17 protein-coding genes are annotated in these 21730 nt (G+C 61.3%); 11 read left to right on the top strand and 6 right to left on the bottom strand.

Annotated elements, in window-relative coordinates; genetic code table 11:
- Nucleotides 1-36: 36 nt before the first annotated feature.
- On the bottom strand, nucleotides 37-708 hold the full coding sequence (thiE, locus tag P0N66_RS09255; protein ID WP_275804633.1) for a thiamine phosphate synthase: 672 nt from the start codon (nucleotides 706-708) through the stop codon (nucleotides 37-39).
- Nucleotides 709-993: 285 nt separating this feature from the next.
- Between thiE and P0N66_RS09250 the strand changes: the two genes are divergently transcribed.
- The 3 genes from P0N66_RS09250 to P0N66_RS09240 all read left to right on the top strand — a co-directional run bounded on the left by P0N66_RS09250 (nucleotide 994) and on the right by P0N66_RS09240 (nucleotide 4540).
- The gene (locus P0N66_RS09250) at nucleotides 994-2295 is read left to right on the top strand and encodes a citrate synthase (RefSeq protein WP_275804631.1); all 1302 of its coding nucleotides are present in this window, start codon (nucleotides 994-996) and stop codon (nucleotides 2293-2295) included.
- 203 nt (nucleotides 2296-2498) lie between these two features.
- The gene (locus P0N66_RS09245) at nucleotides 2499-3806 is read left to right on the top strand and encodes a pyridoxal phosphate-dependent aminotransferase (protein WP_275804629.1); all 1308 of its coding nucleotides are present in this window, start codon (nucleotides 2499-2501) and stop codon (nucleotides 3804-3806) included.
- 14 nt (nucleotides 3807-3820) lie between these two features.
- Complete coding sequence (locus tag P0N66_RS09240) at nucleotides 3821-4540, top strand: ABC transporter ATP-binding protein (protein WP_275804627.1); 720 nt, start codon at nucleotides 3821-3823, stop codon at nucleotides 4538-4540.
- Between the two features lie 13 nt (nucleotides 4541-4553).
- On the opposite strand, the gene P0N66_RS09235 is transcribed toward P0N66_RS09240, so the two are convergent.
- Nucleotides 4554-5381 carry a nitroreductase family protein gene (locus P0N66_RS09235; RefSeq protein ID WP_275804625.1) on the bottom strand — a complete coding sequence of 276 codons (828 nt, stop codon included), beginning with the start codon at nucleotides 5379-5381 and terminating at the stop codon, nucleotides 4554-4556.
- Between the two features lie 187 nt (nucleotides 5382-5568).
- Here P0N66_RS09235 and P0N66_RS09230 point away from each other — a divergent pair, with 187 nt between their 5' ends.
- Entirely contained in the window at nucleotides 5569-7929 is a 2361-nt protein-coding gene (locus P0N66_RS09230; protein WP_275804623.1) for an ABC transporter permease, read from the top strand.
- 120 nt (nucleotides 7930-8049) lie between these two features.
- Nucleotides 8050-9243 carry an efflux RND transporter periplasmic adaptor subunit gene (locus tag P0N66_RS09225; protein WP_275804621.1) on the top strand — a complete coding sequence of 398 codons (1194 nt, stop codon included), beginning with the start codon at nucleotides 8050-8052 and terminating at the stop codon, nucleotides 9241-9243.
- 172 nt (nucleotides 9244-9415) lie between these two features.
- On the opposite strand, the gene P0N66_RS09220 is transcribed toward P0N66_RS09225, so the two are convergent.
- Nucleotides 9416-10405, bottom strand: a complete 990-nt coding sequence (locus P0N66_RS09220; protein ID WP_275804619.1) for a lytic murein transglycosylase — start codon at nucleotides 10403-10405, stop codon at nucleotides 9416-9418.
- 268 nt (nucleotides 10406-10673) lie between these two features.
- Between P0N66_RS09220 and P0N66_RS09215 the strand changes: the two genes are divergently transcribed.
- A complete protein-coding gene (locus P0N66_RS09215; RefSeq protein WP_275804617.1) occupies nucleotides 10674-11627 on the top strand; it encodes an HAD-IIB family hydrolase in 954 nt (317 codons plus the stop codon).
- Here the strand turns inward: P0N66_RS09215 and P0N66_RS09210 are convergent.
- The gene (locus P0N66_RS09210) at nucleotides 11611-12549 is read right to left on the bottom strand and encodes an Lcl C-terminal domain-containing protein (RefSeq protein ID WP_275804615.1); all 939 of its coding nucleotides are present in this window, start codon (nucleotides 12547-12549) and stop codon (nucleotides 11611-11613) included. The two genes, P0N66_RS09215 and P0N66_RS09210, sit on opposite strands and share 17 nt — an antisense overlap.
- 271 nt (nucleotides 12550-12820) lie before the next feature.
- Between P0N66_RS09210 and P0N66_RS09205 the strand changes: the two genes are divergently transcribed.
- Nucleotides 12821-13021 (top strand): hypothetical protein, encoded by a 201-nt coding sequence (locus P0N66_RS09205; RefSeq protein ID WP_275804612.1) that lies wholly within the window; start codon nucleotides 12821-12823, stop codon nucleotides 13019-13021.
- Between the two features lie 36 nt (nucleotides 13022-13057).
- On the opposite strand, the gene P0N66_RS09200 is transcribed toward P0N66_RS09205, so the two are convergent.
- Nucleotides 13058-13291, bottom strand: coding sequence for a DUF2752 domain-containing protein (locus tag P0N66_RS09200; RefSeq protein WP_275804610.1), 234 nt, complete (start codon nucleotides 13289-13291; stop codon nucleotides 13058-13060).
- 38 nt (nucleotides 13292-13329) lie between these two features.
- On the opposite strand from P0N66_RS09200, the gene glgX reads away from it, so the two are divergent.
- Nucleotides 13330-15444, top strand: coding sequence for a glycogen debranching protein GlgX (gene glgX / locus P0N66_RS09195; RefSeq protein WP_275804607.1), 2115 nt, complete (start codon nucleotides 13330-13332; stop codon nucleotides 15442-15444).
- A 202-nt stretch (nucleotides 15445-15646) separates the two neighbouring features.
- A complete protein-coding gene (locus P0N66_RS09190; RefSeq protein ID WP_275804606.1) occupies nucleotides 15647-18544 on the top strand; it encodes a phosphoenolpyruvate carboxylase in 2898 nt (965 codons plus the stop codon).
- 145 nt (nucleotides 18545-18689) lie between these two features.
- Here P0N66_RS09190 and P0N66_RS09185 read toward each other — a convergent pair whose 3' ends face one another.
- The gene (locus P0N66_RS09185; RefSeq protein WP_275804604.1) at nucleotides 18690-19340 is read right to left on the bottom strand and encodes a DUF116 domain-containing protein; all 651 of its coding nucleotides are present in this window, start codon (nucleotides 19338-19340) and stop codon (nucleotides 18690-18692) included.
- Between the two features lie 198 nt (nucleotides 19341-19538).
- Here P0N66_RS09185 and P0N66_RS09180 point away from each other — a divergent pair, with 198 nt between their 5' ends.
- Nucleotides 19539-21158, top strand: a complete 1620-nt coding sequence (locus P0N66_RS09180; RefSeq protein WP_275804602.1) for a sigma 54-interacting transcriptional regulator — start codon at nucleotides 19539-19541, stop codon at nucleotides 21156-21158.
- Nucleotides 21155-21700 (top strand): epoxyqueuosine reductase QueH, encoded by a 546-nt coding sequence (locus tag P0N66_RS09175; protein WP_275804600.1) that lies wholly within the window; start codon nucleotides 21155-21157, stop codon nucleotides 21698-21700. Before P0N66_RS09180 ends, P0N66_RS09175 begins: the two co-directional genes overlap by 4 nt.
- Nucleotides 21701-21730 lie beyond the last annotated feature (30 nt).

The raw sequence follows: 21730 nt of genomic DNA, 5'->3' as shown, positions 1-21730 counted from the left end.
AGCCGGAATCAGCCGATTATCGGGTCTGGTGAACGGTTACGGTCGCGGCAGGGCGCGGTGCTGCTGGAGTTTTTCCAGCCAATTTTTCGTTTCGGCGGTGATGTCGGCGGCTTGGGTTAGGGCGGTGACCACCGCCGGTCTTTTTACCCCGGCGGCCATCAACTCTGGCAGGTGGTGTTTCTTGATGCCGCCCATGACGGTGATGGGCAGTTGGGAGTGGCGGGAAAAACGGGCGATGGCTTCAATTCCCAATACCTCCCGGGCCTCTTCCTTGGTGCCGGTGGGAAACAGCGGCCCGATGTTGTAATAGGAAGCGCCCCGCGCTTCGGCGGTGGCCGCCTCTTCCTCGCGGTTGCAGGAAACCCCGATGATCAACTCCGGGGCGTAGCGACGCACCTCTTCGCAGGGCAGGTCGTCGTTGCCCAGGTGGATACCGTCGGCCTCGCTCAGCAGGGCCACGTCCAGGCGGTCGTTGACGATGAACAGGGCGCCGGCGGCCCGGGTCAGTTCCCGGAACATTTTAGCCTTGTTAAACAGGGTGCGGCCGTCGGCCTCCTTGTCGCGTAACTGGACAATTTTAACCCCGGCGGCCAGCACCGCCTCCAACCACTGGCGGTCGCTGCGGCCCAGCGCCAATTTCTCGCAGGAAACCGGGTAGAGGGTAACTTCCTCGATAAATTTTTGTAACCGTTCCTGGTGCGTGGTCATAACGGCTCCTTCAATAAAATTGATGGCGTTGCCAAAAAACGCCAAGGGTGTTGTTCGGCAAGGCCAAAGTGACGCCGTGCGGTGGGTGCCGCCGACAAAATTAATCCGGCCCGCCTACCGGGTACGTAACCGTTCACCAGGCCCGATAATCAGTCGATATAACGGGCCGTAATCGTTCAGCAGTGCCGTAGATTCGGGCAAGCGGCCGGCGGCTTTCTGCTTGAAAACTGCCGCCAGCGACGTTAAAATAACTGATTCTGCCAACCATACAAAGGATTTTAGGTTATGCCCCATAACTACTATACCGGCGAGAAAGCCGAGCTGAAAATTGACGGTCAGGTCCATGAACTGCCGGTGATTGTCGGCACCGAGGGTGAGAAAGCCATTGATATCCGCTCCCTGCGAGGTCAAACCGGCTATGTCGCCTTCGACAGCGGTTATGCCAATACCGGCTCCTGCATCAGCAATATCACCTATCTCGATGGCGAGCGCGGGGTGCTGAGTTACCGCGGCTACGATATTGCCGAACTGGCGGAAAACTGCAGCTTCGTTGAGGTGGCCTATCTGCTGGACCACGGCAGCCTGCCCACCCGGGCCGAACTCGGCGAGTTCAGCCAGATGCTCAACGATTTCGCCATGATCCACGAGGACATGATCCGCTTTTTCGACAGCTACCCGCCCAAGAGCCCGCCCATGGCAATTCTCTCCTCCATGGTCAACTCCTTGTGCAGTTTTTACCCGGAGATGACCGAAAATCCGTTGGAGAATATCGACCGGATGTCCGCCCGACTGCTCTCCAAGGTGCGGACCATCGCCGCCTTTTCCTACAAAAAATCCCTGGGGTATCCGGTGGTTTACCCCCGGCATGATCTCTCTTACTGTGCAAATTTTCTCAACATGATGTTCGACTCGCCGGTGCGCCCCTACGAGATCAACCATAAAGTGGTGGCCGCCCTGAACAAGCTGCTGATCCTGCATGGGGATCATGAGCAGAACTGCTCCACCTCCACGGTGCGGATGGTGGGCAGCGCCCGGGTCAACCTTTACGCCTCGGTGTCCGCCGGGATTAGCGCCCTCTGGGGGCCGCTGCACGGCGGTGCCAACCAGGCGGTGATGGAGATGCTGCAAAGCATCCACGAGAGCGGCGGTGATTATCGTCAGTATGTGGAGCGCGCCAAGGATCCCAAGGATCCCTTCCGGCTGGCCGGCTTCGGCCACCGGGTATACAAGACCTACGATCCCCGTTGCCGGATCATCAAGCAGGCCTGCGATGAGGTGCTGGATGATCTCAAGTTCTCCGATCCGCTGCTGGATCTGGCCAAGGAACTGGAAGAGGTGGCCCTGAAGGATGACTACTTCGTGGAGCGCAATCTCTATCCCAACGTCGATTTTTATTCCGGCATCATCTATCGGGCCATCGGTATTCCCACCAGCATGTTTACCGTGATGTTCGCTTTGGGCCGGTTGCCCGGCTGGATTGCCCACTGGAAAGAGATGTGGGACGACCCGGCCTGGCGGATCAGCCGGCCGCGCCAGGTGTACATCGGGCCCCTGAGCCGCCCCTTCGTACCCATTGACCAGCGGTAAACGGCTCAGCAGCACCGCCGGTTGCGACGATCGGGCCGGCTCACGTACTGATGTACGCATCGCCGTCCCGCTTGCCGCAACCGGCGGCACTGCTGAGCCGTTTACTGGTGTTGGTGATGAGCGGTTGCGGGCCTGGTGAGAACGGTTTCAATTAAAAGACAATGAGCGTATTTTAACAATTCAGGCAATAAGGACTTCAGGGCATGCGTACCGACATCGTGCACATCGGCGCCGGCGAACTGACCTACGAAATTCGTAACATCGTAGCGGTGGGCGAAAAACTTCAGAAGCTGGGAATCAAGACCTATTGGGAGAACATCGGCGATCCGGTGGCCAAGGGTGAGGAGATTCCCCACTGGATGAAAAAGGTGGTGGCCGAGTATGCCATGGAGAATGCCAGCTACGGTTACTGCCCCACCCGCGGTATTTTGGCTACCCGGGAGTTTCTGGCGGCCGAGGTCAACCGTCACGGCGGGGTCAAGGTTGGGCCCGATGACATTATCTTCTTCAACGGCCTGGGAGATGCCATCAGCAAGGTTTATGGCCTGTTGCGCCGTACCGCCCGGGTGGTGGTGCCAACCCCCAGCTATACCACCCACTCCTCCGGCGAGGCGGCCCATGCCGGGGACCGGCCGGTTTCCTACCGGCTGGACCCTCATAACCACTGGTTTCCCGACCTTGACGATCTGGAAAAGCGGATCAAGTATAACCCGGCGGTGGCCGCCATTCTGCTGATCAACCCGGACAACCCCACCGGGGCGGTGTATCCCGAGGAAATTCTGCGGGGGATTGTGGCTCTGGCCCGCAAGTACGATCTCTTTATCATCTGCGATGAGGTATACCAGCGGATCGTCTATAACGGTCAGCAGACCCGCCCTCTGTGCGAGGTGATCGGCGATGTCCCGGCCATCAACATGCGCGGGATTTCCAAGGAGATGCCTTGGCCCGGTTCCCGTTGCGGTTGGATTGAGGTTTACAACGCCGACCGGGACCCCATGTTCCAGAAGTACGTGGCCTCGATCCTCAACGCCAAGATGGTGGAGGTATGTTCCACCACTCTGCCCCAGATGGTGCTGCCGGCCATTGTCAGCCATCCAGAGTACGACGGTTACCTGGAGGAACGGGTGCGACGTTATGAAAAGGCCTCCAATATCGCCTATGATATCCTTAAAGAGGTGGATGGGCTGATTGTCAACCGGACCAACGGCGCTTTTTACATGAGCGTGGCCTTTGAGCCCGGGGCGTTGAACCATAAGCAGACCCTGCCCATAGACAATGCCGAGGTCAAAAGCCACGTCGAGTCCCTGGTCAGCCAGCCTGGTACTTCGCCGGACAAACGGTTCGTCTACTATCTGCTGGGCGCCACCGGTATCTGTGTGGTGCCGTTAAGCTCTTTTGCCACCGATTACCAGGGTTTTCGTACCACCCTGCTAGAGCGCGACGAAGACCGCTTCCGCCTGATCTGCCAGACCATGGCTGACTCCATTAAAAAATATATGGGTTCCGCTTAACGAGGTGACCTTGCTTGTCTGCCCCGTCTGCCGAAATTGTTTTTCATGCCCGGGGGCTGCGGAAGATCTACCGCCTGGGGGAGGTGGAGGTGCGGGCCCTGGACGGGGTCGACCTGGATCTGTACCGGGGGGAGCTGGTGGTGCTGCTGGGTCCTTCCGGCAGTGGCAAGTCAACCCTGCTCAATATCCTGGGCGGGCTGGACCCGCCCACGGCCGGCATCGTGCGCTGCGGCGACCGGGACCTGGCCGCTGCCGGCGAGGCCGAACTCACCGAATTCCGCCGCTTCATGGTGGGGTTTGTTTTCCAGTTCTACAACCTGATTCCCAGTCTCACCGCCCTGGAAAATGTGGCAATCGTCACCGAGATCGCCGATGATCCCCTGAGCCCGGCCGAGGCCTTGGCCCTGGTGGGGCTGGCCCAGCGACGGGATCATTTTCCGGCCCAGCTCTCGGGGGGTGAGCAGCAGCGGGTGGCCATTGCCCGGGCCATCGCCAAGCGCCCCCGGGTGCTGCTGTGCGATGAGCCAACCGGTGCCCTGGACTCCAAGACCGGGGTGGCGGTGCTGGAGGTCCTGGAGCGCATCAACCGCCAGGTGGGCACTACCACCGTGCTCATCACCCACAACGCCGATATCGCCCGCATGGCCCACCGGGTCATCCACCTCAGCGACGGCCGCATCGGCAAAATCGAGGTGAACGAGATTCCCTGTCCCGCCCGGGAACTGCACTGGTAGGACGGGGCGGCCTTTACCGCTGCACCTCATTGACCTGGGCCGGGCCGCGCTGCACGCAGCGGTGATACTCCACCGCCGGGGCGCCGAAGGCCATGGCGTAGCCGATCCGGTGTTCGGCGGGAATCCCCATTTGCCCGCGGATTTCCGGGCAGGCGGCCAGGGCCCACATGAAAATTCCGTCCCATACCGTGCCGACCCCGTGGGCCTGGGCCACCAGGTCGAAGGTGGTCAGGGCGATGAGGCAGTCCTGCTCCGGGCAGGGTACGCCCGCCGGGGTGCTGGTGATCAGCAGGTGTGGGGCGCCGCGAAAGAGCACATCCTGGCCCTTTTCCTGCCAGGCATTGACCACCGCCGACATGTACTCGCCGGCCGGACCTTCCGGCAACCGGCCATCCTCCTTGAGTTTGCCCAGTTTCGCTACCAGATCGTCGCGCAGCTTATTGAGCACCGCCCTTTTTTTCACCACCGTGAAGAGCACCGCGTTGGCGTTGACCCCGGTGGGGGCATGGCTGGCGATGTTGAGCAGTTCGTCGATTTGCTCCGGGGCCAGATCCGCCTCCTGGTAGCGGCGCACCGTGCGCCGGCCTTTGACCAGAGCGGTGAGCTGTTCGCCGCTGGGCATCTTGCCGGCCAGTGGCAGGCTGGCCTCAGGGTCCTTGCCGAGGATGGAGACCGCCGCCGTGGGGCAAATGGCCAGGCAGTGCTGGCACTGGATGCAGCCGTTACTGTCGCGCATCTGCGGCCGGTTGTCGTCATCCATGGCAATAACGCCTGCTGGACAGTCCAGCGCGCATTCGCCGCACTGGATGCAACGTTGTTCATCAACCTGAAACTGGACCATGCGTCCCTCCTTGTTCTTGTCAAATTCGGCTGGCGGATAAATCGGCGGGAAAAGCCTTTGTTCCCGGTGTTGGCGCTGTTAACATGTCCGCAGGGTAACAGATGGTTTTGGTGAAAACAATCTTTTAACCAGGCGGCAAAGGCAGTTGGCGGCAACAGTTGTCCGTCGGCTTGGGACGAGGCCTCGCGTGAAAGCTCTGCATCGAAAATTATGGCGTGAGTTGTGGCAGTTGCGGGGCCAGAGCCTGGCCATCGCGGTGGTGATCGCCGGGGGGCTTGCCACCCTGCTGATGTCGCTGAGTTCCCTGGAATCATTGCGCCTGAGCCGGGATGATTTTTACCGGGATTACCGTTTTGCCGAGGTCTTTGCCGAGCTGAAAAGAGCGCCCAACGAACTGGCCCCCGAGCTAAGCGCCATCGACGGAGTACGGCTGGCGGAAACCCGGCTGCAGAGCAACGCCACCCTGATGGTGGGGGACTTTGCCGATCCCATCAGCGGCCGGCTGATTTCCCTGCCCGATGGCCGGCAACCCGAACTAAACCGCCTGTTTATCCGGCAGGGGCGCCTGCCGGCCGCCGGCCGCCCCGAGGTGGTGATCAGCGACGCCTTTGCCGATGCCCATGGCCTGCAACCCGGTGACCAGCTCCAGGCGGTGCTCAATGGCCGGTTGCAAAGCCTGGTGGTCAGTGGTATCGGGGTCAGCCCCGAGCATATCTATCAACTCAAGCCCGGCGAGCTTTACCCCGACAACCTGCGTTACGGCATTCTCTGGCTTAACCGCGCCCAACTGGCTGCCGCCTTCGATCTGGACGGGGCCTTTAACAGCGTGGTGCTGGCCCTGGATCGCCGGGCTCGGCCACCGGCGGTGGTGGCCGAACTGGATCGCCTGCTGGCGCCTTACGGTGGCGTGGGTGCCCTGCTGCGGGAGGATCAGCAGTCCCACAGTTACCTGGAGGCGGAGTTTGCGCAACTGGCGGTGCTGGCCCGGGTGTTTCCGGCCATTTTTCTTAGTGTGGCCGCCTTTCTCCTCAACGTGGTGCTGGCCCGCCTGATCTCCACCCAGCGGGAGCAGATCGCTATTTTAAAGGCCTTTGGCTACCGTAACTGGCAGGTGGGTTGGCACTACTGCCAGTTGGTGTTGCTGATGACCGGCCTGGGCCTGGGGCTGGGCTCCCTGGCCGGCCTGTGGCTGGGTGAGGGGCTGGCGGTGGTGTACGCCGAATTTTTTCGCTTTCCCCGACTGGACTATCATCTGAGCTGGCAGGTTTTGCTGCTGGGGGCGGCGGTTACCGGAGCCGCTGCCCTGCTGGGCACCTTGAGTGCCGTGCGCCGGGCGGTGCTGCTGCCGCCGGCCGAGGCCATGCGCCCGGAAATTCCTGCCGCCTACCGGCCCACCGTCATCGAGCGCCTGGGCTGGCAAGGCCTTTTGAGCCAGCCCTCAAGGATGATTCTGCGCAATTTCGAACGCCGCCCCGGCAAGGCCCTGCTGTCGGTTATCGGAGTGGCCCTGGCTTGCGCCATTATGATGATGGGTAACTTCTGGCAGGACGCGGCGGATTACATGATCGATGTGGAGTTCGGCCTGGCCCAGCGTTATGACCTAGCGGTTAATTTCAATGAGCTTGCCCCTCAGCGGGTGCTGCATGAACTCCAGGCTCTGCCCGGGGTGACGGCGGTGGAAGGACAGCGGGCGGTGCCGGTGCGCTTGCGGCATGGACATCGCAGTTTTCGCACCGTGTTGCACGGACTGGAAGCCGATGGCCGGTTGCGGCGGGTGCTGGACACCGAACTGGCCATCCTCAGCCCGCCGACCCACGGCCTGGTGTTGACCGATTACCTGGCGGAAATCCTGGTCCTGGAGGTGGGCGATACGGTGCGGGTGGAGAGCCTGGAAGGGCGACGGCGAGTGCTGGAACTACCGGTAACGGGTCTGGTGCAGGAGCATATCGGGGTGGCGGCCTACCAGGAAATAAGTGCCATGAACCGTCATTTGGGTGACGGCGACGTGGTGGGCGGGGCCCTTTTACAGGTGTCGCCGGCGCAGTGGCCCGAGGTTAACCGGCGCTTGCGGGAAAGTCCGCTGGTGGCGGGGGTTGGTCAGCGGCTGGCGGCCATTACCAACTTCCAGGAGACCATGGCGGAAACAGTGCTGGCCTTCAGTTTTATCACCTCCCTGTTGGCCGGCAGTATTGCCTTTGGTATAGTATACAACAGCGCCCGCATCGCCCTGTCCGAGCGAAGCCGGGAGTTGGCCTCCTTGCGGGTGCTGGGATTGAGGCAACGGGAGACCGACTATATTCTGCTGGGGGAGCTGGCCCTGTTGACGGCGCTGGGCATTCCCCTGGGCTGGTTGTTGGGCCGGCTTTTCTGCTGGTACATGACCCTGGGTTTGCGCTCCGATCTCTACCGGGTGCCGCTGGTACTGGAAACCTCCACCTACGCTCTGGCGGCCCTGGTGGTGGCGGTGGCGGCGTTGATTTCGGGTCTGATCGTCCGCCGGCTGCTGCACCGCATTGACTTGGTGGCGGCCCTGAAAGCCGCCGAATAAACTTGTAAACGTCCGGCAGCACCGCATCTTGCGGCACGGCTGAACGTTTACGGGCTGTTATTGCAATGATTATTGGCCATGTTCAGGGGGGTTTGTCGATTTGAAGGTGGGTAGGTGAAGATGAGCTTTTGGCGACGGCATTACGGTAAAATTTTAGTGGCTTTGGCGATGGTGTTTTTGCTGGTGCTGGTCTTGCGGCCGACGCCTTTGCTGGTGGACAGTGAGCGGGTGAGCCGAGGGAGGATGGCACAGGTCATTGAAGAGGAGGGGCGGACCCGGGTGGCCGCAGCTTACCTGATCTCCGCCCCCCTGGCCGCCGAGGTGCGGCGCCTGGAACTGGAGCCGGGAGACGAGGTACGCGCCGGTCAGGTGGTGGCCAGGCTTATGGCGCCGCCGGCCCCGCCGCTGGATGCTCGACAACTGGCCGAGGCCCGGGCCCGGGTGGAAGGGGCTGTGGCCGCCGTGGCTGCGGCGGAGCGGGAACGGGAGGCCCTGGCGGCGGCGGCGGAGTTGAGCGCGGCGGAATTGGCGCGTAGCCGGCAACTGGCGGCATCCCGTTTGATCTCGGACAGCGAGCTGGACACCATGATTGCCGAGGCCCGGCGCCAACAGGCCCTGGAACGGGCCGCCGGCTTTCGCCTGGCCATCGCCCGCCACCAGTTGGAATCGGCCCGCAGCGCCCTGGTCTACACCGGGGCTCGGGATGAGGACGACGGCCTGATCGAACTCACTGCGCCGGTGGACGGGGTGGTGTTGCGTCGCCATTTCATCAGCGGTCGCACGCTGCAGCCCGGTGATCCCATCCTGGAAATCGGCGACGTCGCCTCGCTGGAAGTGGAGGTGGACGTGCTGTCCGCCGACGCGGTGCGCCTGGCCCCGGGGATGAAGGTTGATTTTACCCGCTGGGGCCGGGAGGAGCCCCTGGCCGGCCGGGTGCGGCGTATCGAGCCCGGCGGCTTCACCAAGGTTTCCGCCCTGGGGGTGGAGGAACAAAGGGTGCTGGTGATCGTCGATTTCACCGCCACCCGCCAGCAGTGGCAGCGCCTGGGTGATGGCTACCGGGTCAACGCCCGTTTCGTGCTGTGGGAAGAAGAGGAGGTGTTGCGGCTGCCGGTCGCCGCCGCTTTTCGCCAGGGTGAAGAGGCCTGGGCGGTATTCGTGGTGGACAACGGCCGCGCTCGCCTCCGTCCGGTGGAGCTGGGCCGGGCCGGCGGCCGCTACCACCAGCTGCTGGACGGCCTGCAAGAGGGTGACCGGGTAATCGTCCATCCGCCCCGCGACCTGGAAGACGGCGCCCGTATCAGCCTGCGCTAGCGGTGTGCCGCCTGTTTTATTCGGCGTAACCGTTCGCCAGGGGTACTAACCTGCTGACTTAACGGGCTGTAAGCGTTCAGCCGTGCCCCAGATTCGGGCAAGCAGCCAAGTGCCGCGTACCCCGTGTACGTAAGCTTGGCTGATCGCCCGAAGGTGGGGTGCGGCTGAACGTTTACTGTTCGGCGATGGCGTCGGAGAGCAGCCCCACCGCCAGGGCGAAGTAGTTGGAACGGTTCCACTTCAGGGTGGTGCGGAAGTTTTCATACACCATGAAGGCCATGTCCGGGTGGTTCTCCTGGTCGGGAATGATGATGGAGGCCGGCAACTGGCGGCCGGGCAGGGCCGAACCGTCCGGGCGGCGGATTCCCAACTCCTGCCACTGGCCGATGCGCTTGCGGGTGTCCAGCCCGGCCAGGCTGCGGTCGAAGTTGGCCGGCAGCGTTACCCGTCGGCCCCAGGTCTGGTCGTCACGCCAGCCGGATTTGGCCAGGTAGTTGGCAGCCGAGGCGAAGACATCGGCCCTGGTGTGCCAGATGTCCCGGCGGCCGTCGCCGTCGTAATCAACCGCGAAGTTGAGGAAACTCGAGGGCATGAACTGGCTCTGGCCCATGGCGCCGGCCCATGACCCCTTCATTGCATCGGGGCTGATGTGGCCTTCGTCCAAAATCTGCAGGGCGTTGAGCAGTTCGCTGCGGAAATAACTACTGCGACGGCCGTCATGGGCCAGGGTGGCCAGGGCGTTGATCACCGGAAAACCGCCGGTTATCCGGCCGAAATCGGTTTCGATGCCCCACAGGGCGACGATGAAACGGGGTTGGACCCGAAACTCGCGGCCAATCTCCTCCAGCAGTTCCCGGTGTTCGGCCAGCAGCCGGCGTCCCATATCGATGCGCGATTGCGGCACCACCCGCTGCCGGTACTCCTCAAAGGTCAGGGTAAACTCCGGCTGCTGCCGATCCAGTTCAATCACCCGGGGAATGGGTTCGATGCCGGTGAGGGCCGCATCCAGGGTGGCGGAGCTGATACCCCGCTCACGGGCTTCGGCCTGCAAATCTTCCAGCCACTTCGCAAAGGGTTGCTCGGCGGCTTCGGTAACGGCGGCCAGCGGGCCGGTTAACATCAACAAGGCGATCAGGAGCATCGCCAGTCCCTGCTTTTTCATGCTAGTGCCTCATGTTTGGTGCTTTTCTGTGTGTGGTGGCCTTGCCGCCGCTCCCGTCTCCAGTGACGAAGCCGACAAGCCTTCATTATCACCGATTCTGCCGCGCCGGGCAAGGGCAAAGCCAAGGTGCGGCTTTTGCAAACCCAACAATTTTTGTTGTTATTTGTTGCTGTCCTTTTCCCCTCCGGTGACGCAGGAAAAATTTTACCTGCCGGCACCGGAGCCGGGCCCAAGGGGCCAAAAAAGACAAAATAGCCGAGGTGCCCAGATGAACCACACAGCTTGCCAGACCGGAGTGCTTTTGTGCTCCGATCTGGATCGGACCATTCTCCCCAACGGGCCCCAGCCGGAATCCCCGCTGGCCCGGCCGCTGCTGCGCCGCCTGGCCCGGCGGCCCGAGGTAACCATCGTTTACGTCAGTGGCCGGCATCTTGCGTTGCTCAACGCGGCGGTGGCCGAGTACGACATTCCCCGCCCCGATTATGCCATCGGCGATGTCGGCACCACCATTTATCAGTCCGGCCACAACACTGCCTGGGAGGAGTGGCCTGCCTGGCGCCAGGAGATCAGCACCGACTGGCGCGGCCTGGACGGCCGGGAACTGGCTTCCCTGCTGTCACCTCTGCTGGCAGGGTGGCCGGAGATCCGGCGGCAGGAGCCGGAAAAACAGAATCACTGCAAGCTCAGCTACTACACCCCGGCCAGTTTTGACCGATCGGGAAGTGCGGCCAAGGGTGACGGAGATGCCGCGGGGGCAATCGGGCAGGAGCAGGCGGCTGACCCCGGCCGGGAGGAACTGCTCACTGCCATCCGCCGTCGACTGGCCCAGGCTGGCCTTAAAAGCCGCCTGGTCTGGAGCGTGGATGAAGAACGCCAGCTGGGACTGCTCGATGTCCTCCCGGCGGGGGCTGGTAAACTGGCGGCCATCCGCTTTCTGATGCGGCACCTGGGCTTTACCCCGGCCAATACCGTCTTTGCCGGTGATTCCGGCAACGATCTTGATGTGCTGGCCAGTGAGTTGAATGCGGTGCTGGTGGCCAACGCCCCGGCGGAGGTCCGCCGCGAAGCCATGGCCAGGGTTAAAGAAGCCGGTCGGGAACATAGTCTGTATTGCGCCGCCGGCGGTTTGCTGGGAATGAACGGCAACTACGCCGCCGGCGTGCTGGAGGGGCTGGCCCATTACCAGCCCCTGATCATGCCTTTCCTTACCGCAGACCCCTGACCGCCCGCCCAAAACCGCCGGGGATAGTGCCGGAGGCCCAGAAAACCGTGCCCTGTTTAAAGTCGATGAACCAGTAGCCGCCGGGCTTGCGCTGGTCGGCCAAAAAGATAAAAGGCTGTTCCTGGGAAAAGGCCTGGGAGATCAGCAGCCCTTTGCGGTTACGTTCCGGGCCCAGCAGGGCCATGGACTCTTCCATGGTGGGCAGCCGCCAGTCGTCGTAGCCGGCGAACTTTTGCCGGTTGAGTTCGTCAATATATTCCGCCACATGACGATGATTGGTGATATCGCAACCACCCCGCTGCCACATGACTCCGCCTCTTAAATCACTCACCGTCAGGCCGTCGCCGTTGTCCACCAGCAGGGCCCGGCAGCGGCCTTCCGGATGCCGCTGGGTGTCGAAAAAGTCGAACTTTTTGAACAGTTCCGGAATCGCTTCTTCATTAATGAAAGTCGGGGTGCGACGCAACGGCAAAAGCTCACGCGGCGTCGGCAATTCGGTAAGGCCAGGCAGGCCGGTGGCGGTGGACTCCTTTTGTTCCTCGGGCTCACAGGGCACCACCAGCGAGGTGGGGCCACCCTCCAGCACGTTGGTCATCAGCCACTGCTTCAACTCCTCGTTGATGGCGTAGTGTTTGTCCAGTAAACCCTTGCCCTGGCTGGCCACGCAGGCGTCGACCATTTCCTGCGGGGCCATGATGTGAGCCAACACCCGAGCGTGCTTCACCCCACGCTCCATGAAGAGCAAACGGGGCGGGTCGGCCCAGCCGTCGATATAAAAATAGTAATAACGCTCGTTTTTACTGCGGATGCGCAGTTTGCCGCCCCAGCTTTCAAAGATGCCGAAGGTGTCCGCCGGGGTGATATCCCAGTCAATGCCGAATTCCGTCGGGGCGTTGGCCCCCAGTTTTTCTGCCAGTCCCATATTGGCCTCCTTTAGAGTAGTTGGTGGCTGCTGCTAATAAGCGACAACCGTTTTACTATGAAAGTTCTAGGTTTCATGGATCAATCGCATATATTTGCATATAGTTATTATATGCATATTGGCCGCTGAGGCAAGGTTTTGTTTGGCTTGGTAAAATATAAATTGTAACCTGGAAGACAGAGGAAATGACCCGTTTATGCAGCCGGAGAGCCTGTTACAGCGTGGTGATGGGTTGACGTCTGACCAGTAAAAAAATGTGGAGGAGCCGGTTATGGAGAGTAAAAGTAATCAGGTGGTGGTGGTTGACATCGGGATGCCGTTCTGGTCCATGGTGATTTTTATGGTGAAATGGTCGATAGCCGCCATTCCGGCGATGATTATAATTTTTGTCATTGTCTCGTTGTTTTTTGCTGTCATGGGAGGGGTGTTCGGCGGCTTCGGCGGACACATGGGTGGTGGCCGCTGGGGGTAGGTTCCGTCAATGGACCAGCGTCCGGGGAGATTCTATTCAGGAGTTTTTTGGCGGATCATCCGGGGACTTGCCAGCCGGTCGGTCGGCCGCGTCTTCGGTCCCGGCTTTCAGCTTCCATTTGCCCCGCCCCAGAAAAACCAGGTAACAGACTACCAGCAAAGGATACATGACCATGGCCTCGGCTAAACGACCGTGGTAAAAGGAGTAAAGGCTGTGCAGCAGTATGATTGCCATCAGGATCAGCAGGACCAGGGCCAGGGAACGGTTCATGGGAGAAATCTTAACCTAAGGAGTTGGTGAAAACAACCATGAAAGGTAAAGCAACCGTCAAGCCCGGGCTGGCGCTGGCCCCCCACACCTCCTGCGGTTCGCCCTTGCCCATGGGGGTCAGCAGGACCCCCATGGGCTATAACTTCGCCCTCTTTTCACGCCATACCGAGGCCGTTTCCCTGGTCTTTTTCCGGACCAACGCTGAGGAGCCGGTGGCGGAGCTGGTGCTGGATCCGGAATTTAATCGTACCGGGGAGGTCTGGCATATCCTGGTCAAGGATTTTGACCCGTCGCTGCGCTATGGGTTCCGTTTGCACGGTCCTTACGACCCGCAAGGGGAGGGACATTTCTTTCAACCGGAACAGGTTTTGCTGGACCCCTATGCCAAAGCTCTCACCGGCGGTTCGGACTGGGGGGTGGCCTATCGTCGCAAGGGCCGCCGAGTGGATCCTCTGGCCAGCTTTCAGCGCCGTTGCCTCTATATCGAAGACGATTTCGACTGGGGAGGTGATCGGCCACTCAATATCCCTCTGGAAGAAAGCATCATTTATGAGCTGCATGTGCGGGGCTACACCTGTCATCCCTCGGCCGGGGTCGAGCATCCCGGCACTTACCGGGGGCTGGCGGAAAAAATTCCTTATCTCAAGCAATTGGGGGTCACCGCCGTGCAGCTGTTGCCGGTGGCCGAGTTCAATGAGCTGGAAAACACCCGGGTTAACCCGGTGACCGGGGAGGCGCTGAAAAATTTCTGGGGTTATTCGCCGCTGGCTTTTTTTGCTCCCAAGGCGGCCTACGCGGTTAATGGGCGCAACGGTAACCAGGTGCGCGAGTTCAAGGAAATGGTCAAGGCCCTGCACGCCGCCGGCATCGAGGTGATCCTGGATGTGGTTTACAACCATACCGCCGAGGGCGGCGCCGACGGGCCTACCATCAGTTTCCGGGGCATCGACAACACCATCTATTACCTGCTGGATCCGGTTACCCGGGAATACCTTAACTTTTCCGGCTGCGGCAACACCGTCAACTGCAACCACCCCTGGGTGCGCCATGTGATCATGGACTGCCTGCGCTATTGGGTCATGGAGATGCACGTGGACGGTTTTCGCTTCGATCTGGCCTCCATCATGGGTCGCGGCATGGACGGCGAAGTGCTGGCCAACCCGCCCATGGTGGAAAAAATCGCCGAGGACCCCATCTTGGCTAAAACCAAGATCATTGCCGAGGCCTGGGATGCCGCCGGCCTTTACCAAGTGGGAGCCTTTTCCTCGCACCACCGCTGGGCCGAACTCAACGGCCGTTTCCGTGACGACGTTCGCCGTTTCCTCTGTGGCCACAGCAGCAGCGTGGCCCCCCTGGCCACCCGGATCGCTGGCAGTTCCGATCTCTATGCCCATAACGGGCGCAAACCGGTCAACTCCATCAACTTTATTACCAGCCACGACGGTTTTACCCTGCATGATCTGGTCAGTTATAACCACAAGCACAACCTGGCCAATGGCGAAGATGATCGCGATGGCGACAACCACAACATCTCCTGGAATTCCGGGGTGGAAGGGGAAACCAGCGACCCTGCCGTGCTGGCCCTGCGCCATCGGCGTACGCGCACCGCGGCGGTGATCCTGCTGCTCTCGCAGGGAGTGCCGCTGCTGCTGGCCGGTGATGAATTCGGCCGCAGCCAGCAGGGCAACAACAACGCCTACTGCCAGGACAATGAAATTTCCTGGCTCAACTGGGATCTGGCCGAACAGAACGGTGATTTGCTGCGCTTTTTTCGGCGGCTGATTGCCCTACGGCGGCAATACAGTCTCTTTCGGCGGGATAGTTTTTTCGCCCCGGATCCGGCCGCCGGCCCGGCGGAGATCAGCTGGCAGTCTTTGACCCCGGGCCAGCAGGACTGGTCCGCCGAGGCCCGGGTGCTGGCCTATCAGTTGCACGGCGGTCGGGGGGAGCCGGACTTTTTTTTCATGTTCAACGCCGCCGCCGAACCCCGCACCTTTTCCCTCCCTTCCCCGCCCGCCGGCCGGCGCTGGCGGCAACTGATCGATACCGCCGCCGTTTCGCCGGCGGATATTATCGACGAAACCAAAGCGGTGGCGGTGCGGGGGGCGCGTCTGCAGGTGGTGGAATTTGCCGCCGCTGTGCTGATCGCCTGAGTTTCGTCGCCAGGGATCGGCCAGGATCCGCCAAAGTCATTGGTTGCGGCATCGGGGTTCTCGGCCCCCGTCCAGGTGCGACTATGACGGGGCCCTGATCCGGCTCGACAATCCGGCTGACTTTCGGAAAAGAGTGCTGTAGAATGGAGCGTTTGGCCGAAAACAGGGCAGGGTATCGTAAAAACTACAGAGGCATAAAAATATGGAAACGGGAGTATTTACTTCAACCCTTACCGGCTGGCAGCCGGAGGATTCGGCCACCCTGGCTGGTCAGGTCGGGCTGCTGGGCCGTTTGCTGGGGCGGACTATCCGCGAATTGCGGGGCGCGTCGGTGCTGGAGCAGGTAGAGGATTTGCGCCTGCTCTGCAAGCAGGCGATGGTTGAAGACCGACCGGAGCTGCGCCGCCAGGCGGCGCAGCGGATTGCCGACCTGGATTGCCGGGAGATCGTGCACCTGCTGCACGCCTACACTGCTTTTTTTCATCTGGTTAACAAGGTCGAACAGATGGAGATTACCCGGGTTTACCGTGAGCCGGAGGAGGCCGGCGCCTGGTCCCGGCGGGAAACCATCGACGCGGCGGTGCGCGGCCTCAAGGAGCAGGGTTGCACTCTGCAGCAGGCCCTGTCCGTGCTCTCCCGGCTGGATATTCAGCCCACCCTGACCGCCCACCCCACCGAGGCCCGGCGGCGAAGCATTCTGTACAAGCAGAAGCAGGTGGCCTCCCTGCTTGGCCGCTTACGCCGGGAAACCCTGACCACCGATGAGCGGGATGAACTGCTGGGGGAAATTTCCAACCAGATCGGCTTGCTGCTGACCACCGACGACATCAGGCAAACTCGCCCCACGGTGGACGACGAGGTGGAAAGCGGGCTGTATTTTGTTCGCAACGCTATCTGGGCCACGGTGCCCCGTATTTACCGGGATCTGCAGGCGGCTCTCTGGCGGCATTATGGTGAGAGCCCGGAAACCCTGCCGGTACTGCTCCGCTTTCGCTCCTGGATCGGCAGCGATCGGGACGGTAACCCCAATGTCACCGCCGAAGTCAGCCGCCGCACCTATCTTTATCAGCGACGGGTGGTGCTGCGGCTTTACTTGGATGAGCTTTGCGAACTGCGCCGGGAACTCAGTCTGTCTTCCCGCCAGGCGCCGCCGTCCGAGGATTTGCGCCGCTCGCTGGAAGAAGATGGCCGAATTCTGACCATCGATGAGCAGCGGCGGCGTCATTACCAGCATGAACCCTATCGCCTGAAGATCAGCTATATCATGGCGCGCCTGGAAAAGTTGCTGCAGCAGGTGATTAACCGCCCCCGAGAGGCCATGGCGCCGGGGGGGGCTTACGATTGTCCGGCTTTTCTGGCCGACCTGCAGCTGCTGGCCGCCAGCCTGCGAAAAAGTGGCTTCGGGCGGCTGGTCAGCCAAAGCCGTCTGGGGCGGCTGCTGATCCGGGTGCGGACCTTTGGCTTTCACTTGGTGGCGCTGGATTTTCGTCAGCACAGTAAGGTGCATGAAGAGACAGTGGCGGAGTTGCTGCGCCTGGCCGGGGTGGAGGAAGATTACGCCGCCTTGGATGAAGAACGCCGTCTTGGCCTGCTCCAAAATGAACTGAGCAATCCTCGGCCGCTGTTGCCCAGAGGTTGCGAACTGCCGGCCGAGGCCCGGGATCTGCTGGCCACCTTGAGTCTGGTCGGCGAACTGCAGGGAAGTGACCCGGCGGCGGTGGGCAGCTATATAATCAGCATGACCCACGAGGTAAGTGATCTGCTGGAAGTGCTGTTGTTGGCGAAAGAGGCGGGGATCTGGCGCTTGCGCGACGGCCGGGTGGAAAGCCGGCTGCAACTGGTGCCGTTGTTTGAAACCATAGAAGATCTGGAGCTGTCCGGCCAGATGGTGGACAAGATGCTGGCCAACCCGGTGTACCGCCTGCATCTAGCGGCTCAGAACGACTTCCAGGAGGTGATGTTGGGTTATTCGGACAGCAACAAGGACGGCGGCTATTGGATGGCCAACTGGGCTCTGCATCAGGCCCAGGAGTGTTTGGGCCGTGTTTGCCGGCAGTACGGGGTTGACCTGCGCCTTTTTCATGGGCGGGGCGGCACCGTCGGCCGAGGTGGGGGGCATTCCGGCCAGGCCATCGTCGCCATGCCGGAAGTGGTCCATAACGGCCGCCTCCGCTTCACCGAGCAGGGTGAGGTTATTTCCTTCCGCTATGCCTTTGCCGACTTGGCCCATCGGCATCTGGAACAGATTTTTCATGCCATGATCAGGACGACGGGCCGCATGGCGGTACTTGCGGAGCAAAAGGAAAAGGCCGAGGCGGCAGGTGCTGCGGGGCAACCGGCCGCCAATGCCGATCCCGGCCGGCTGGAGGGCGTTGAAAGCGAGGTCAGCCCGGAGCAGCTGGTGGAATTCTCCGCCCTGATGGATAAAATAGCCGGGCTCAGTATGCAGGCCTACCGGGAACTGGTGCGAAACCCTGAATTCTGGGCCTGGTACACCCGGGTCACCCCCATCGAGCAGATCAGCCGGTTGCCCATCGCCTCCCGCCCGGTTTCCCGCAAGGCCGCCGGCGACGTGGATTTCGACGGCCTGCGGGCCATTCCCTGGGTCTTTGCCTGGATCCAGACCCGTTACATCGTACCCGGCTGGTTCGGGGCGGGAGCGGCGTTGGGGGAATTGTCCGGTACTGACCATGGCCGGGAGACTTTGGCGCAGATGTATGAACGGTGGCCTTTTTTCCGGATGCTGGTCGATAACGCTCGCCGCGAGATGGGCCGCACCCGGTTGGAGATTGCCGCCGAATACGAGGCGTTGGCCAAAGATCTGGCGGTAAAGGATTTTCACCGTTTGATCAGTCTGGACTTTGCCGCCGGCCGGCGTGCACTGTTGGAGTTGAGCGGTGAGGATGACCTGCTGGGCGGCAGTCCGGAGGTCCAGCGCTCCATTGCCCTGCGCAATCCCTATACCGACGTGCTCAACCTGCTCCAGGTGGAACTGTTGCGCCGCTACCACGATTCCGGTGGCGAGGAGCGCGAGGCCCTGTGGGATGCTTTGTTTTTGAGTGTCAATGGCATCGCCGCCGCCATGCAGAGCACCGGGTAAAACGGGCCGCCGCACCACATCTTGCGGCGATCGAGCCGGCTTGCGTACCGGGGGTACTGCGTCGTCCAACTTGCCGCAACCTGTGGCACTGCGGCCCGTTTTACCTTTTGGGGGCAGCTTGGCAACTTGTAGTGGCGTTGGCGGTTTATTCCCGGCTGCGGATCAGTTGTTCGAGTTTTTGCCAGTTAACCTGGCTGCCGCGGCAGCGGCTGTTGTCCAGCAGGCAGACCTGGGGGATGACCGGGGTGCCGTGCTGACCTAGAATGCCGTTGGTGCCGATGGTTTCCGGTGTGAGGTATTTTTCTCTGAGATCGCGGGTGCAGAGGCAGCCGATAACCCCTTGGGGCTGGTGTTCTTCGATCCGGCGGACCAGGAAGTTGCGGCTGCGCAGAACCCCCTCCTTTTGGTGCAGCTTGCCGCTGACGACGATGTAGGCATCGAGATAACCCAGGTCCAGGGCCAGTTGGCGCATCTCCCGCAAGCGGCAGGGCAGGGCGCACTCCGGGGGGCAGGTCAGGCCCTGATCGGGGTCGATGGTGGTGGGGCAATCGGCGGCCCGCAGGCAGTAGGGCAGAAAGAGCAGGCGCCGGTCAAAAGGGGTACGGCGAAAGCGGCGGGCGTAAAAGCGGTTGCCGGCTTCCACCGTGCGGCGGACGTAGGCGTCCTTGTCCAGGCCGGGCAACAATCGGCAAAGGGGTTTGAATAGGGCTACCAGGATGGGCAGGGTCAGCCCGGCGGGTAAAATGTTGCGCATGATCTCGGGACGGTTTGCTGGGTTGGTGACAGAGTCCGCCAAGCGGACCTTCCTATCTTACCTTAACCTTGGGGGAGTGAAAAGTTTTCCCGCCGATGGTCGTATTTTTATACGGAAAATTTACACAATTTTGTTATGCTGCCGTCCGGCCGATAGCGGTGGCCGGCGGCGCGGCTTTGGGCGATGTCGACAAATCTATACTCACTCTAGTCTTAAGTGCATGACCATGGCAACCTCGAGATGACAACTGCTACCAGGAAAAACAAAAAACAACCAGAGATAAATGGTGCCGGCCACTCCGAGGCGGCTGACCCCCTGCCTCGGGACTACGCCGACCTGGCCTGTCTTTATGAAATAACTCGCGAGTTGGCTTCCTCGGCCGACCTGCGGGTTTGCCTGGCCAAAATCCTGGCCATTCTTTCCCGGCAGAAAGGGCTTAATAACGGGGCGGTGACCATTATCAACCCCCTTACCGGCCAGATTGAAACCGAGGTCGCCCACGGGATTACGGTGGAGGCCCGTAAAAAGGGGACTTACAAGATCGGCGAGGGGATTACCGGCCGGGTGGTGGCCTCCGGTGCCCCCATCGTGGTGCCCCGGATCAGCGAAGAGCCGCTTTTTCTCGACCGCACCAGTACCAGAAAAAAACGGGCGGAAGAACTGTCTTTTTTCTGTGTCCCCATTCGCCGGGGGCCGGACACCATCGGCGCCTTAAGTGTCGATCGGGAGTACCGGACCGGCGAGGAGTTTGAGCAGGATCTGCGCTTTCTTACTATTCTCAGCGGCCTTATTGCCCAGACCGTCAAGCGGGTACAGCTGGTCAACCAGGAGCAGCAGCGCCTGGAACAGGAAAACAGCCAATTGCGCCGAGAGCTGTCGGAAAAATACCGGGTCAGCAGTATTTTAAGTAACTCCAGCCGCATGCAGGAAGTGCTGGAGATGATCCACCGGGTGGCGGCCAGTAACGCCACCGTATTGCTGCGGGGCGAATCCGGCACCGGCAAGAGCATGGTGGCCCGGGCGGTGCACCATAACAGCAAGCGGGCCGCCGGCCCCTTTATCACCGTCAACTGTTCGGCCTTGCCGGAGACCCTGCTGGAAAGCGAATTGTTCGGGCATGAACGGGGGGCCTTTACCGGCGCCCATGAGACCCGCAAGGGCCGCTTTGAGCTGGCCGAGGGCGGCACCCTGTTTCTTGATGAAATCGGGGAGTTGAGCACCGCCGTCCAGGTAAAGCTGCTCAGCGTGGTGCAGGACCGTGAATTTCAGCGGGTGGGCGGTAGCCGCCCGCTGAAGTGCGATGTCCGCCTGATCACCGCCACCAACAAGGACCTGGAAAAGGCGGTGGCTGAAGGTACCTTCCGGGAGGATCTCTATTACCGGCTCAATGTCTTTCCCATTTACCTGCCGCCGCTAAGGGAACGACGAACCGATATCCTGCTGCTGGCCGAATTTTTCCTGGAGAAATTTGCGGCTGAAAACGATAAAAAGATTCGCCGCATCTCCACCCCCGCCATCGATCTGCTGACCCAGTACCACTGGCCGGGTAATGTCCGTGAGTTGCAGAACTGCCTGGAACGGGCGGTGCTGATCTGTGACGAGGATACCATCAAAAGCTATCACCTGCCGCCGACCCTGCAGAGTGCCGATTCCCTGCGGGAGGTCAGCCCCAGTTCCTTCATCGCCGCGGTCGAGAGTTTTGAGCGGGAGATGATCATCGATGCCCTGAAAAATAGCGACGGCAACCAGACCAGGGCTGCATCCCTGCTGGAGACCAGCCTGCGGATCATCAATTATAAAATCAAGAAATACGCCATTGAGCCCAGGCTGTACCGGGTGGCGGAGAAGAAAAAGGCATGAATCTGCTGCTCCATATCTGTTGCGGACCCTGCGCCTGTTATCCGGTGCGGGTGTTGCAGGGGGCAGGGGTAGCGGTGCGGGGCTTTTTTTTTAACCCCAACATTCATCCCTTCCGGGAGTTCAAGCTCCGCCTGGAGGCTCTCGAGCAACTGGCGGAACGCTGGCAGTTGCCGGTGGATTACCATCGCCGGTACGGTCTGCGTGATTATCTGCGGCAAGTGGTGTTCAACGAGGAACAGCGTTGCCGGTTGTGCTACGAGATGCGGCTGGCGGTGGTGGCCCGGCAGACCCGGGAACTGGGGTTGGAGGCCTTCAGTTCCACCCTGCTTTACAGCCGCTACCAGCAGCATGAGGTGATCCGTGAGGTGGCCGAACAGGCGGCCCGCCGCGAGGGGGTGCGTTTTTATTACCGTGATTTCCGGCCGGGCTGGCAGGAGGGAATCGAGCTTTCCCGGCAGCTGGAGTTGTATCGACAGCCGTACTGTGGCTGTATCTACAGCGAGCAGGAAAGATATGACCGTGGGGCAGCTGCCGGCCGCTAAGCGATTGCCGGCAGCGGTGGGCGCCGAATT

It is taken from the genome of Desulfurivibrio dismutans (assembly GCF_029210385.1).
In the GTDB taxonomy this organism is placed as follows: Bacteria; Desulfobacterota; Desulfobulbia; order Desulfobulbales; family Desulfurivibrionaceae; genus Desulfurivibrio; species Desulfurivibrio dismutans.
Note: the sequence above shows the minus strand (reverse complement) of the source record. Positions and strands in the feature narration are given on the sequence as shown.

Excerpts from the sequence above, each read along its gene's own strand:
- thiE (WP_275804633.1), bottom strand. The coding sequence starts at position 708 with ATGACCACGCACCAGGAACGGTTACAAAAATTTATCGAGGAAGTTACC.
- P0N66_RS09250 (WP_275804631.1), top strand. The coding sequence starts at position 994 with ATGCCCCATAACTACTATACCGGCGAGAAAGCCGAGCTGAAAATTGAC.
- P0N66_RS09245 (WP_275804629.1), top strand. The coding sequence starts at position 2,499 with ATGCGTACCGACATCGTGCACATCGGCGCCGGCGAACTGACCTACGAA.
- P0N66_RS09235 (WP_275804625.1), bottom strand. The coding sequence starts at position 5,381 with ATGGTCCAGTTTCAGGTTGATGAACAACGTTGCATCCAGTGCGGCGAA.
- P0N66_RS09225 (WP_275804621.1), top strand. The coding sequence starts at position 8,050 with ATGAGCTTTTGGCGACGGCATTACGGTAAAATTTTAGTGGCTTTGGCG.
- P0N66_RS09220 (WP_275804619.1), bottom strand. The coding sequence starts at position 10,405 with ATGAAAAAGCAGGGACTGGCGATGCTCCTGATCGCCTTGTTGATGTTA.
- P0N66_RS09215 (WP_275804617.1), top strand. The coding sequence starts at position 10,674 with ATGAACCACACAGCTTGCCAGACCGGAGTGCTTTTGTGCTCCGATCTG.
- P0N66_RS09210 (WP_275804615.1), bottom strand. The coding sequence starts at position 12,549 with ATGGGACTGGCAGAAAAACTGGGGGCCAACGCCCCGACGGAATTCGGC.
- P0N66_RS09205 (WP_275804612.1), top strand. The coding sequence starts at position 12,821 with ATGGAGAGTAAAAGTAATCAGGTGGTGGTGGTTGACATCGGGATGCCG.
- P0N66_RS09200 (WP_275804610.1), bottom strand. The coding sequence starts at position 13,291 with ATGAACCGTTCCCTGGCCCTGGTCCTGCTGATCCTGATGGCAATCATA.
- glgX (WP_275804607.1), top strand. The coding sequence starts at position 13,330 with ATGAAAGGTAAAGCAACCGTCAAGCCCGGGCTGGCGCTGGCCCCCCAC.
- P0N66_RS09190 (WP_275804606.1), top strand. The coding sequence starts at position 15,647 with ATGGAAACGGGAGTATTTACTTCAACCCTTACCGGCTGGCAGCCGGAG.
- P0N66_RS09180 (WP_275804602.1), top strand. The coding sequence starts at position 19,539 with ATGACAACTGCTACCAGGAAAAACAAAAAACAACCAGAGATAAATGGT.
- P0N66_RS09175 (WP_275804600.1), top strand. The coding sequence starts at position 21,155 with ATGAATCTGCTGCTCCATATCTGTTGCGGACCCTGCGCCTGTTATCCG.